At 41.6% G+C, this 12426-nt stretch carries 12 protein-coding genes; 2 read left to right on the forward strand and 10 right to left on the reverse strand.

Annotation, left to right across the window (positions count from 1 at the left end):
• Positions 1-37 precede the first annotated feature (37 nt).
• Both Q1J64_RS02530 and Q1J64_RS02535 read right to left on the reverse strand, forming a co-directional pair.
• The gene (locus tag Q1J64_RS02530) at positions 38-193 is read right to left on the reverse strand and encodes a hypothetical protein (RefSeq protein WP_301107522.1); all 156 of its coding nucleotides are present in this window, start codon (positions 191-193) and stop codon (positions 38-40) included.
• Between the two features lie 111 nt (positions 194-304).
• The gene (locus Q1J64_RS02535) at positions 305-751 is read right to left on the reverse strand and encodes a hypothetical protein (RefSeq protein WP_301107523.1); all 447 of its coding nucleotides are present in this window, start codon (positions 749-751) and stop codon (positions 305-307) included.
• 130 nt (positions 752-881) lie between these two features.
• Between Q1J64_RS02535 and Q1J64_RS02540 the strand changes: the two genes are divergently transcribed.
• Positions 882-1763, forward strand: coding sequence for a MerR family transcriptional regulator (locus Q1J64_RS02540; protein ID WP_301107524.1), 882 nt, complete (start codon positions 882-884; stop codon positions 1761-1763).
• Here Q1J64_RS02540 and Q1J64_RS02545 read toward each other — a convergent pair.
• The 5 genes from Q1J64_RS02545 to Q1J64_RS02565 all read right to left on the reverse strand — a co-directional run bounded on the left by Q1J64_RS02545 (position 1760) and on the right by Q1J64_RS02565 (position 7313).
• Positions 1760-3172, reverse strand: a complete 1413-nt coding sequence (locus tag Q1J64_RS02545) for a cryptochrome/photolyase family protein (protein WP_301107525.1) — start codon at positions 3170-3172, stop codon at positions 1760-1762. The genes Q1J64_RS02540 and Q1J64_RS02545 overlap by 4 nt on opposite strands.
• Before the next feature lie 195 nt (positions 3173-3367).
• Positions 3368-5065, reverse strand: a complete 1698-nt coding sequence (locus Q1J64_RS02550; protein WP_301107526.1) for a DUF2207 domain-containing protein — start codon at positions 5063-5065, stop codon at positions 3368-3370.
• Between the two features lie 61 nt (positions 5066-5126).
• Positions 5127-5621, reverse strand: a complete 495-nt coding sequence (locus tag Q1J64_RS02555) for a DUF1648 domain-containing protein (RefSeq protein WP_301107527.1) — start codon at positions 5619-5621, stop codon at positions 5127-5129.
• Between the two features lie 16 nt (positions 5622-5637).
• Complete coding sequence (locus Q1J64_RS02560; RefSeq protein ID WP_301107528.1) at positions 5638-6024, reverse strand: hypothetical protein; 387 nt, start codon at positions 6022-6024, stop codon at positions 5638-5640.
• A 95-nt stretch (positions 6025-6119) separates the two neighbouring features.
• Positions 6120-7313, reverse strand: coding sequence for a class I SAM-dependent rRNA methyltransferase (locus Q1J64_RS02565; protein ID WP_301107529.1), 1194 nt, complete (start codon positions 7311-7313; stop codon positions 6120-6122).
• A 424-nt stretch (positions 7314-7737) separates the two neighbouring features.
• Here Q1J64_RS02565 and Q1J64_RS02570 point away from each other — a divergent pair, with 424 nt between their 5' ends.
• A complete protein-coding gene (locus Q1J64_RS02570) occupies positions 7738-8421 on the forward strand; it encodes a GntR family transcriptional regulator (RefSeq protein WP_301107530.1) in 684 nt (227 codons plus the stop codon).
• A gap of 699 nt (positions 8422-9120) precedes the next feature.
• Here the strand turns inward: Q1J64_RS02570 and Q1J64_RS02575 are convergent.
• The 3 genes from Q1J64_RS02575 to Q1J64_RS02585 form a co-directional block, all read right to left on the reverse strand.
• Positions 9121-10071, reverse strand: coding sequence for a phosphoglycerate dehydrogenase (locus Q1J64_RS02575; protein ID WP_301107531.1), 951 nt, complete (start codon positions 10069-10071; stop codon positions 9121-9123).
• Between the two features lie 124 nt (positions 10072-10195).
• Complete coding sequence (locus Q1J64_RS02580) at positions 10196-11611, reverse strand: gluconokinase (protein ID WP_301107532.1); 1416 nt, start codon at positions 11609-11611, stop codon at positions 10196-10198.
• 48 nt (positions 11612-11659) lie between these two features.
• The gene (locus Q1J64_RS02585; protein WP_301107533.1) at positions 11660-12418 is read right to left on the reverse strand and encodes an SDR family oxidoreductase; all 759 of its coding nucleotides are present in this window, start codon (positions 12416-12418) and stop codon (positions 11660-11662) included.
• Positions 12419-12426 lie beyond the last annotated feature (8 nt).

Here is a 12426-nt window from a genome sequence, read left to right on the forward strand (position 1 = left end):
CATTACTCACTTCCTTTTATAAGACATCGATTGCTTCTCACAGATTATTCATATGATCCGAGAATAGATTAATATCATTGACAATTAAATGAACAGTTAACAGTAGCCGAAGAAACGGGCTGAATGAAGTCGTCTTGCGTTTTTTGTGATCCACATAATCGTACTCTCCTTCTTCTTCATCTGACACAATCACTTAACATTTCATTCTGATATTCACAGTTCGTTTAGACCTTGTATAAGGTTTGTTAAAGCTAAGTATATAGATGACCAGTCGAGAATACCAGTGATAAATATCAATGTGGTCCTAATTCTTTTCCCTGTCTATTCTTTGTAACATCCAGCCAACCAACAGCCCATACAGTGCATGCCCGACTATCCATAAAAAAAGGGCAGTCATGTCTGTGACACTTGGTGTACGATTAGAAAACGATGTTGTCGGGTACAGTAAAAAGCCAATGATCACATTTGCTAATAACGAAATCCAAAGGATCTGTTTCCTAATGAAACCTAGGCTTCTCATATACAGAATTGCCAGCAGTACACAAAGAATAATTGAGACGATAATGTGGAACGATACTTCTATAATTTCTGGGAATTGATACTCTTTTACAATTGGAATGTAATCGACATTCAGCAGGAGTGTGTACACTTTCCGCCCTGTGACTGCTTGCACGCCTTTAAGAAAGAGCGCTAATATCCCCCCTGTTATTACACCGATCCACGTGGCTTTCCAAATGATTTTAGTAATCATTGAGTCACCTTCTTATACAGTAAAAATAACAGGTTTGACTTGACTCGTCAAATCTATGTATAATGTTAGACATTCAGAACTTAGCCGGAAAAAGTTCTACAAATTAGTTAGTATAGAAAGGTTGATTGCTGTGAAGCCGTCATCTGAAACTCCTACTTATACGATTAAACAGGTTGCGGATCAAACAGGCTTGTCGAGGCAAGTCTTGAGGAAATGGGAAGAACGCTACGACATTGTTGTGCCAGAGCGTTTGGAGAATGGCTATCGCATCTATCATAACGAAGATATACGGCTTTTTTTGCTGATGAAACGTTATGCCGAAGAGGGATTTGCGCTGTCACAAGCTTCCGAGATGGCCAAATCCCAGAAACATTCCAACTTATCTACAGAACCCGAGGAATCCTATGCCGATAAGATCTTGCAGGAGTTGCTTCGCCACGGAAAAAATTGCGACGAATTGGAATTGAACTTTTCATTGCAAGCAGCCTATCACCGATTAGGGCTTGAACAGTACCTTACGGAAATCGTCATTCCATTCCTGAAAAATGTTGGCGATAACTGGGCTACAGGTGAATGGGATGAATATCAGGAAGGGCTGGCGAGCCTGGTTGTGCGTGATCAGCTCGTACAAATTCGACGAAATTTCCAGTATCGTGATAACGCTCCCTTACTTCTTGGTGCCTGTCTGCCTCATGAATCGCACGAAATTCCAGTGCATATCATCTTGCTGCAACTGATGTTGAAAGGCTGGCGAACTGCCATGATCGGTTCATCACCTGCCGCCGGAGCGATTCAGTCTTTTGTAGAAAAAATCCGCCCAACCAAAGTACTGCTGTCTGCTTCAACTACTCTTCCATTTGAAAAGAATCCGTTTCTCATGAAAGAGCTGGATGACTTTGCGGAAAAGCACCCAAACACAGAATTTTATTTGGGCGGGTACGGATCAGTAATTTGGTCCGATCAGCTGGAGCTACAACATATACGTTTGCTGGGTTCAATCGACGAAATTTAAGAGTCTGCTCGCTTCTTACATTGCTCATAAGCTGTCAATGCACGTTCGCGGGCAGCCCGGTGATCGACAATCGGAGAAGGATAGGTGCTGCCAATTGTCACTCCTGCCGATTTCAAAACATCTGCAGGTGCTTTTGCAGGCTCCCATACATATTTCTCCGGCAGTTCGGCAAGTTCAGGCACCCACTTCTTTGCATACTTCGCTGAAGGATCGAATTTCTCTCCTTGCAAAATCGGGTTGAATACCCTGAAATAAGGAGAGGCATCAAATCCGCTGCCGGCCACCCACTGCCATCCCATCGCATTATTCGCTTCATCCCTATCCACGAGCGTCTGTTCAAACCACTTCAGCCCAACACGCCAATCCACCAATAAATGCTTAATTAGAAATGAAGCAACAATCATTCGCACACGATTGTGAATGATGCCTGTTTCCCAAAGTTCCCGCATACCTGCATCAACGATCGGATAGCCTGTCTGACCCTTTTTCCATGCTTGTATCTGCTCCGTTTGCGGTAGCCACGGAAAATGCTCAAATTCCAAACGCACCGGTTTTTCCCGCATATTCGGAAAATACAACAGCTGATAATGAGCGAAATCCCGCCAGGCTAGCTGCCGTAAAAATGCTTCTGTCTGCTCATCACCGACTTTTTCTGCCGCAGTAAGTGTTTCATACCAAAGTGACCGAACACTGATATTGCCGGCTGCCAAGTAAGGCGACAGACGTGATACAAAAGGTTCTGCTGGTAGATCTCGCCCTTCTTTATAAGACGACAGTCCTTTCTTTTCGAACAACTGCCAGACCTTTATTGCGGCGTCTTCCCCCGGCTGCCAATGTTTTGCAAACTTTTTCGGCCAATCGCGGTCAGGCAGCAGATTCCATTGATCTTCATCCAGTGAATCCAGTTGAACTAACGATGGAATTAATTCAGGTACAGGGAGCGGCTGTGCAATCGGTTCCTGCCTCAGACTTTTCCAAAATGGAGTAAATACTTTATACGGCTGGTAGGTCTTATTGAAGATTGCGTCAGGCGGCACAAGTAAATGTCCCTGGAATGAGCGCACCTGCACTTCTTTCTTTTCTAAAACAGCTGTCAGCTCACGTTCCTGTTCTCTGCTGTCCCCGTCATAAAATTCATGAAAAACGACCTGATTGGCTTCGCTCTCTTTTTGAATGATTTGCAGCTGCTCCACAGGATTACCTTTTCGCACAATGAACTGAATATTTTGTTCAGCAAACTTCTGCTGCATCTCTAGAAGACTGTAATGAAGCCACCAATCAGAAGCTGCATGGCGCATCTCAGGCAAAATGAAAACCGGCAGCACTTCACCATGTGCTGCCGCCTCTGTTAAAGCCGGATGATCATGCAGTCGTAAATCATTTCGAAACCAGACAATTGTTTTCCCCATGTGTTTTCTCCTTTACTTGCATTTGGCAAGATCTTCAACGCCGGTCGAGCCTAAACGGCACTTTCCGCCTTTATTTTATCTAGCTGCTAGTGCCAGGCTCTTGGGTCGTTTCAATCTTGCCATAAAGGCAAATAGCGCCTTTTTGGCAAGATCTCCAACGCCGGTCGAGCCTGAACGGCACTTTCCGCTTTTGTATTAGAAAGCACCTGAACCTCCGCCACCTCCGCCAGTACCCCCGCCGCCGCTGCTGCTAGAACTGCTCGGTGCGTTGGAAGATACATTCGAAAAAGCCTGGTTGAAAGAACCTGCCAGGAAGACCGGATTGTACACGTGGGAATCACCTCCACTATATTCCCAGCTGGATACCGGTTGATGTGCTGCCAGCTGTTTTTGTGCCTTGGCAAACTCTTCGTAATACGATGCCAGTTCAGGATGTCGGATACCCACCCCATAGATCAGAACACGGAAACGATCATCCGTGGACAGTACATCCCATTTATTCGGATCCATATCAGTCATCCAATCTTCAACTTGCTGCCATTCCGCAAGCATCAGTGTTCCTGCATAGCTGCGCGGACTGTAGAAAATTGCGAGCAGGAGTGAATACACAGCTAGTATGATCGCAAACGTCATCAGCATATACAGTTCGTATACCGCGAAAAAGATTGTCAGCGTGATACCCGCCAAGGTGCTGACCACAAACAGAGAACGTATACCAGCACTTGGTCCCTTTAAGTCATACTGCTTTCGTTCGCTAAACAACAATTCTCCCCATTTAGCAAAGGACTTTGACCACTCATCATAATTTTTTTCTTCATTCGTGTACGCTTTTAGCTGTGGCAGCGAAAACCGCTCGCCATCACCGATCTGGAAGAACAGCAGCTTGATCAATTGCTGTTCATGATCGAGCTCTGCATTGACATCGATCAATTCGAATTCGTCATCGGAAATCTGACGCACATTGCCTTTGCGGACCAAATCCAGCAACGCAGCTGACATGAGTTCAACAGACGCTGCCCCTTTTTTAAATACGACAGTCGCAGGCAGACTGATATCATATGACGGAACAAAGAAACCGCTCGACGCGATTTGAGCTTTTGCCTCCCGAATGAAACGCTTTCTTCTGATGTCGGCAAATAGGCTGACCATCACAACACCCAATGCACTGACTCCAAGGATAATGCCCCCTATAAAATTTGTCTTCTTTTTATCGGCTGCAAATTGCGCACGTTCGATTTCCAGCAGCTGCAAATCCGCTCTAACGGCAGGCCGCACTTTACTGTCTACCGCTGTCATCGCAGGGAACAGCGAAGGTTCATATACGACACGGATATCGCCTTTCGTTCCTTCTGCCACTTCACCAAGCGTAAATATTACGCTACCGTCATCTTGCAGGGATCCCTTCTCTTCTGCACTGTCATAACCCGCGAACAGCACATCATGGGCACGCTCAGGCGGCGTAACCGTAATTGTCATATTGCCATAGTCCGTTTCATTACGTTTATCAAAAAACGGCCAATAAAAATCAGCACCGTCCTCATATTTTGTCACGCCATCCTTAATTACATAACGCAGTTCAAAGATATATGTTCCTTTTTTCCCTTTTCGATGGGCATGATATTCGTCATTCTTTCTCTCTATATCTAATTTCTTGCCATTTTCATAGGCCTCAAATCGTTCAATCGTTGCTCCTTTTTTGGGAGTGATCTCCCGTATAATCCCTTTAAATTTCGAATCAAATTCATACGTATGCTTCTCGTTTACCAGTACCACGCCGTCCGGCTGCAGCTCTGCATGGATTTGCACGTCCGGTATGCTAAAGTCAACTGCTTCTGCCCGCGTCGGGAATAATATGAACGCCAGCAGCGCTACTGCCAAAAGTCTCCACCTCATAAAAATCACCCCTTACCATTTATATACGGTTAGGGGCGTGCGTTGGTTTCAAATATTCTGTTTATAACTTGATTACACGATATATATAATAGCTTATTGAACCAAAAAGCATCACCATAATCCCAATGAAAATGGGCATGTTCATCGACTCTGTCCGCCCTAACGCAATATCAGTCATCTGCCACAAAATGAAGATGAAGAGCAACGTACTGACATTCTTTACGACGTTCATGAAAACCACGCCGTAGCGGTATTGAGTTTCGATATTATCGGGTTGTAAGTTGATGTAATTGTATAGATGCGGACGTTTTTCCAGAAACCACAGTCCAATCCACATCACGATAGCAATTGCAGGCAAAAGCAACAATTCGAATTTAGAACCGAACCGATCCACTTCTCCATTGGCAACGAAATGAGCAGGAATCCGTTCAGGCAGCTGATTCCACTGCAAAAACAAGTAGACGAGGCACGCGGCGAATAACGCAATGATTAGAATATCGAAGACTTTCGCAAAAACCGGTTTCGCTATATCCAGTTTCGGTTTTTCAGTCAACATACCCTTACCTCCTCACTTATGAAGCAGTTTCGCTTGTCATTTCAAAAACATCAAAGACGTTCTCGCGAATGTTCAACGACATGATTTTGCCGTTCTTTTCATAAAAGTGAATGGCTCCTCTACGGTCTTCCACGAGCTCCGTCCAGCCCCATTCTTCGATCGTGCGCAAATAATGGTCCGGCGGATTTCCATCTTCATCTCCAATACCCTGCAGTTTATATTTTGCAGCCTTTGAAATTTCATCCGTACATTCTTCCGGCTTCACTTCGTAAGCATTTTTCGGCACAGGAAATCCCTGATTGATGACCGCCATACGATAGCCGTCTTCCTGACTGTAGACATTGGAGCATCCCGCCAAAAGAAGCAAGCTCGTTACAGACAACAGCGCCAGCAACTGTTTCATAGTATTACCTCCCGTTTCACAACTTGTTAATCCAAGCGTACTAGGAAATATTGTCACTGTCATCCGACGTTTCTGTGACGGTTTCTTCAGACCGATTATCTCAGTTTCTTCACGATCACGACTTTCAGATAATTAAACTCTGGATAGTCACGCGGCGTGCGGAAATCCTTTGGCAATGTTGATTCTTCCAATACTTTATAGCGAATATCCATTTCTTTGAACGCCTGCTCAATGAAGCCTTTAAACTTTTTCATGCTGAAGCTCGCGTTGTTTGTGGATGCCACGATAATACCGTTTTTCTCCGTTACCGCAATCGCTTCCTTCATTAGCATTGGATAATCTTTCGCTGTACTAAATGTGTATTTCTTTGAACGAGCAAAGCTTGGCGGATCAAGTACGACAAGTCCGAACTTCATGTCATGACGCTTGGCATAACGGAAATAATCGAAGACATCCATCACCTTGATATCCTGCTGCTCATAGTCAATGCCGTTGACACTGAACTGTTCAATCGTTTTCGCCACACTGCGCTTGGCCAAATCGACGCTTGTTGTTTTCGTAGCGCCGCCAAGAGCAGCCGCCACTGAAAACGCTCCTGTATATGAGAATGTGTTCAACACTTCTCGTCCTTCTGAATAATTATCACGAATCGCTTCACGCACATCCCGCTGATCCAGGAAAATCCCTGTCATCGCACCGTCATTCAAGTCCACTGCAAACTGCATGCCATTTTCTTTGATGATGATTGGAAAATCTCCAGGCGTCCCCTTAACAAAATCATCCTGCTCCACATATTGCCCCTGTGTATCAAAGCGCTTCTTTTCATAAACCGCTTTATAGTCTGCACGTTTATCAAGCACATTGTACACATGGTGACGGAACGCATAGATGCCCTCGCTGTACCAACTGACCATATAATAGCCGTCAAAATAATCGATCGTCAGACCCCCGATACCGTCCCCTTCGCCGTTAAACAAACGGAAAGCCGTAGTATCCGGATCTTCCATAAGCAAATCACGGCGATCAAATGCAGCAGACATCTTCTGATCAAAGAAATCAAAATCAATCTCTTCCTGCTCATTTGAAGTCAGCACCCAGCCAATCCCTTTATTCTGTTTGCCATAATAACCCTTAGCCAAAAATTTATGATAGCGATCCGTTAATTTAATTAAACTGCCCTCTTCCACACGAACATCACTCATCACGGCATCCTTTAAAATCAACGGATAGCCCTTCTTCAAAGCCACTGTCCCCTGTGCATTTAACTGTATCTCCACTAATTTACTCATATCGTCATCCTTAGAATGTATTTTCTACATTATCGCATGGATAGCTCAAAAGCGAAAGCGGCTTGATAGGAGCGACAGGCATAAGACGGACTGGACCTGAGGCGCTTTTTGCCTCATGTCCAGGCTGGCTTATGACCCGAGCTCCTAGCCGCTGTAGCTGGATGACATAAAAGTGAAAGGTGGCGCTTAGAGGCGGCAGGCGCCCGGTAGCTGCGACAGGCATTGGAGGAATTACCGGAATGACGCTCTTTGTCTTTTTGGTAATTTTGAAACGTCCCGAGCAACTGGCGCCTGCAACTGCAATAGGCAAAAGCGAAAGGTGCTCGGTTAATTTTTGGGGGAATTTAAAATCTAAAATCTTGATTTAAAAATCTAAACATAGTATTCTTAATATAGGGAAATATAAAAAAGGAGAGGTTTATTATTGATTAAGAATAGCTTAAGATCAGACTCATTAGTAGATATTGCCTATCATCAAATTAAACAAGACTTTTCTGTTAGGGTTGTCAATCCTGGAGAGAAGATTATTATTAAAGATATGGTTGATCGGTACGGCATCAGTGAAACACCTATAAAACAAGCTTTAAATCGATTAATTGCGGAGGGGCTAGTTGAATATATCCCTAGACGTGGTATGCGCTTCAAGGATGCAAATTGGGAAGATATTGAAGAAATGCTTGATGTACGACTAATGTTGGAAACCTTCTTTGCGGCCAGAGTAATTGATGCGGTAAGCATTGACAATAAAATTATTGAAGATATGAGAGAAAACATTAAACAACAATACGAAGCAATTGAAAAGATTGAAACCCTTGACGATTTTTTCGAAGTATATAAAATTGATCATGATTTTCACTTAACGTATATGAAGGGTATGGGAAATAAAAAAATTCTACAGATTTACGAAAGTATTGGGAGCCATTCATTTTCATCTTTTTTGTATGGTAAAAAGCCTAAAGAAAAGTTAATTAGTGGTGTAAAAGAACATGAAGACATTTGTAATGCTTTGGAGAAAAGGGATTACGCAGATTTAGCCACAGCCATTAAGGTGCATATTGATAATGCAAAAGAATATATTAGTTTTATGATAAAAATAAAGAGTATATAATTCACTAGCACCGAATTAAAATTAAATCTCCGTCAATGTTTTCAGGATGTTCCCCAAAAAATAGTTTTTGAGTCCAGCGCTTCTGCGACGCAAGTGTATATAATTATTTCTATCCATTTAGTCAATACAAGACTCGGCTAGTGTCCCATACTTCATAAATTCAACAGTCAAAGGCAAAGGGAGCGCTTCAGCTCTCTTTTTCTTTTTCTTTTTTTCTATATTTAATCTATATTAAATTCATTTTACTCAGTGGGATGAATTTAATAATTCTGAGCCCATGTCTCCCAAGGGGTTGAAGGCATCGTAAAAGAAGTAACTCCCCAAGTCTTTAATAATGGTAATCGAAACATTCCAAAAATACTGGAGGAGTACTCCTTATAATCATTATACGACAAGAGAGCCTTTTTGCTCCAAGAATTATTTTGAACATCATCTGATTCATTTCGATACTCACAGCAAATATTTAAGAGTAGGAAGAGATTGTTTTTTCTTTGGATTTTTCAATAAAATCTTTAATTAAATAATAAAATCTTCAACAATAACGTTCTTCCTACACTTCGATCTATTATCATTAAAAATAGATCGGATGTGAAAACGTAGGAATTTAGAGCCGTTATTATTGAGGATTTTAACAACAGAATGAAAAAATCAACCACGTAGTATATATAATCAGTTAGATCCATGTGGACTTGTAGATTATTAATTAATTTTATAAGGGCAATTTTGGTCATCTAAAATACTAATGACATTTTGAGCTGCCAACATACCCATATTTAAAACTGCGTCCATTGTGTAACCACCTATATGAGGAGTAATCAAACAATTTTGAAGTGTTAATAATGGACTGTCGAAAGATGGTTCTTGCAACGTTGCATCAAGAGCGGCAGAAGCGACTTTACCTTCCTTGAGCGCATGATATAGAGCATCTTCATCAATTATTCCACCACGTGCAGTATTTACTATAACAGCAGAACATTTCATCATTTTTAATTGCTTTTCACCAATCAGATTGCTTGTTTCTGCTGTAAGCGGACAATGAATTGATACAAAATCAGATTCTGTAAGAAGTTCTTCCAATTCACAATATGTAACGCCATATTCAATAATAAGTTCTTCATTTGGATATTTATCATAGCATAAAATACGCATATTAAATCCGCTAAGTCGCTTAATAACCCCTTTTCCTATTCTTCCTGTACCAATAATGCCACAGGTTTTTCCCCATAATTCAAAACCGAGGGTTCTGCCTTCCTGTTGACTTTTAATCCGTTGATCCATCTGGGGTATATAACGAGCACAAGACAACATCGAACCTATCGCCAAGTCGGCAACCGAGTTTTCATTTGCCCCTGGAGTGACAGTAACTGCTATTCCTTTTTTGGTTGCCACTTCAATGTCTACTTTATCGTAGCCTACTCCATATCTGGAAATCACCTTTAACTTTTTACCTGCATCTATAACCTCTGCATTAAAATCATCCAAACCCGCTATAACTGCATCGGCATTTTCAATGTACTTAATCAATTCATTCGAAGTCAAAGGACTATCAGTTGTTATCTTTTTAACATTGCACTTATTATTCTCTAGCAGTTTAATAGGTGCATCATTTCCTTTACCAAAGGATCGAGCTGTAACAATTACCTCATACATTAATCCCCCTCCTTTCTATAATCCCATCCATGACTATATAAAACCATCCGCTAATATAGGGTAGTAATATCAATTTCAGTTGTTCATACCATTTAATAGACAAATATTTTGTTACTGTTTACGTTTAAGATGTCCTGTCATACCAATGGAGATAACGATTATATCTATTACTATAATGATCATACATATTGGGATTTGGATAAATAACTTTCCCAACCTCCGCAGTATATTCATTTGGATTAAAGGTCCTGTCCAAATAGGCCCTAGCTAGTATAGCACCACCTAATACAGATGCCTGTTCACTGTCTGAGCAGTACAACCTTTCACCTAAGATGTCACTCATCATTTGCAGCCATTTCGTGGATTTATTTATCCCACCCGATACCATAATCTTCTCGGGTATTCCCATTTCACTCGTAATATGATCAAAACATTGTCTAATATTCATAACAATACCCTCTAAAACGCCAAAATACATATCTACTGCTGTATGGTTTGAACGCAATTCGTGAAAACCGCTCAATCTATCGTCTTTCCATCCAGGACACCTTTCTCCAAACATAAAGGGTAGAAAAACAGGTATCTCCTTCATATCAACCTTTTGATTTTCAAGTTCCTGGTATGATGTCGATTTCGGAAAAAATGTTTGCTTACCCCAGTCTAAACAGTTGCATGCTCCTGAAGTAGCAGCTCCCGCGAGCCAAGATGTAGGCGATAGATAGCACCATGTCCCCATCTCTTTAGATACAATGGGTTTTGAAGATGATAATCGCAGTGCCGCGCTTGTACCAACAGAAAGGCTCATAATGCCTTCCTTTAAAGCACCGGCACCTACTTGATTCAAAGCACCATCTGGATGAGTAGGTATTACTGGTATTCCTGGACTTATACCTAGTGAATTTGCTGCCTCAAGAGAAAGAGGACGTGCATCCTGATAGGTGCACAATTCCCCGAGTTGACTTGTCTTGAGATCAACCATCTCTAAAGCTTTCTCATCATAATCAAGTGTATGAATATTAAACATTCCTGACCCAGAGGCCATACTATTAGTAACCATTCTTTCTCCGGTCATTCTGTAAAATAAATAGCTGCCTTCACCTGCGATATATTTATCCTTTAAATCCAATCCTTGATTTCTAAAGTGTAGTAACTTATAAGCCGGGTAGAGAGCATGAACCATACACCCTGTTCTTTCATACATTTTTTTAACTTGGTAAGGATCCTTTCTTAACTCCGCCACCTCGTTTGAAGCACCAGTATGTCCCCACAAGTACGTTCGGGTAAGTGGATTCATATTACTATCACACACCACTACGCTATGCCACGTACTGCAAAGTGCTACAGCGTCTATATCCTTTTGTGCTGCTATTTTCCTTCCAACCTCCATAACAGCACTGTATATTCCTTCCGTATCATGTGTAATACCATCGTTAATACTTTTTGGAAAAGGTTTACTTATAATATCTACAATTCCTTTACTATCATCATAGAGTAGAGCTTTTGCTGACGTAGTACTAGCTTCAAGAACGAGGATCAACAATTACCTCACCCCTTTTACTGTATTTTCATCCTAATGAAGATTAAATTTTCACATTGCCAGATAACCACCATCAACAGGAATAATGGCACCATTTAAGTAATTTGAAGCATCAGATGAAAGGAAAATTGTTACTCCTTTCATATCATCAGAAGTACCCCATCTACCGGCCGGTATTCTTTTTGTAATACCCTCATTTCTTTCACTATCATTAATAATATTCACGTTCATTACTGTATCCATATATCCCGGGGCCACGGCATTGACATTTACACCCCGCCCTGCCCATTCATTTGATAACGCTTTTGTCATTTGCATAACTGCACCTTTACTTGCTGCATATGCAGGAACTGTATATCCGCCAAAGTAACTTAACATCGAGGCAATATTAATAATTTTCCCTTTACCTTGTTTTAACATAAGTTTTCCCGCAAGTTGGTTAATTTCAAAGACAATGTTAAGGTTTACATGCATTACGGCATTCCAATCCTCTATTGGAAATTCCTCACTTTTATGTCTTCGTTGAATACCAGCTGCGGGAATTAGAATATCTAAAGTTCCGTCTAAAATTTCAATTGCATTGTCAAAAGCAGACTGCAATTCCTTCCTGTCACCTAAATTAGCTACTATTCCATGTACTTTAAATCCTTTTTCTCGTAATTCTTCTACTACCTTGGGAGTATTTGGTGAAAGATCTAAAATAACAACCTCAGCACCTGCTTCCATTAACCCCTCCGCCATACCCAAACCAAGCCCAGAGGCCGCACCCGTTACAATAGCTTTCTTGTCAGTAAGATCGAATAATTTCATATCTACAC

This window comes from Sporosarcina sp. (genome assembly GCF_029257255.1).
Classification (GTDB): Bacteria; Bacillota; Bacilli; order Bacillales_A; family Planococcaceae; genus Sporosarcina.

Bases quoted from the DNA above. Each gene is read 5' to 3' on its own strand.
- Q1J64_RS02550 (WP_301107526.1), bottom strand. From the start codon at position 5,065: ATGAGGTGGAGACTTTTGGCAGTAGCGCTGCTGGCGTTCATATTATTC.
- Q1J64_RS02545 (WP_301107525.1), bottom strand. From the start codon at position 3,172: ATGGGGAAAACAATTGTCTGGTTTCGAAATGATTTACGACTGCATGAT.
- Q1J64_RS02555 (WP_301107527.1), bottom strand. From the start codon at position 5,621: ATGTTGACTGAAAAACCGAAACTGGATATAGCGAAACCGGTTTTTGCG.
- Q1J64_RS02535 (WP_301107523.1), bottom strand. From the start codon at position 751: ATGATTACTAAAATCATTTGGAAAGCCACGTGGATCGGTGTAATAACA.
- Q1J64_RS02585 (WP_301107533.1), bottom strand. From the start codon at position 12,418: ATGAAATTATTCGATCTTACTGACAAGAAAGCTATTGTAACGGGTGCG.
- Q1J64_RS02565 (WP_301107529.1), bottom strand. From the start codon at position 7,313: ATGAGTAAATTAGTGGAGATACAGTTAAATGCACAGGGGACAGTGGCT.
- Q1J64_RS02575 (WP_301107531.1), bottom strand. From the start codon at position 10,071: ATGTATGAGGTAATTGTTACAGCTCGATCCTTTGGTAAAGGAAATGAT.
- Q1J64_RS02560 (WP_301107528.1), bottom strand. From the start codon at position 6,024: ATGAAACAGTTGCTGGCGCTGTTGTCTGTAACGAGCTTGCTTCTTTTG.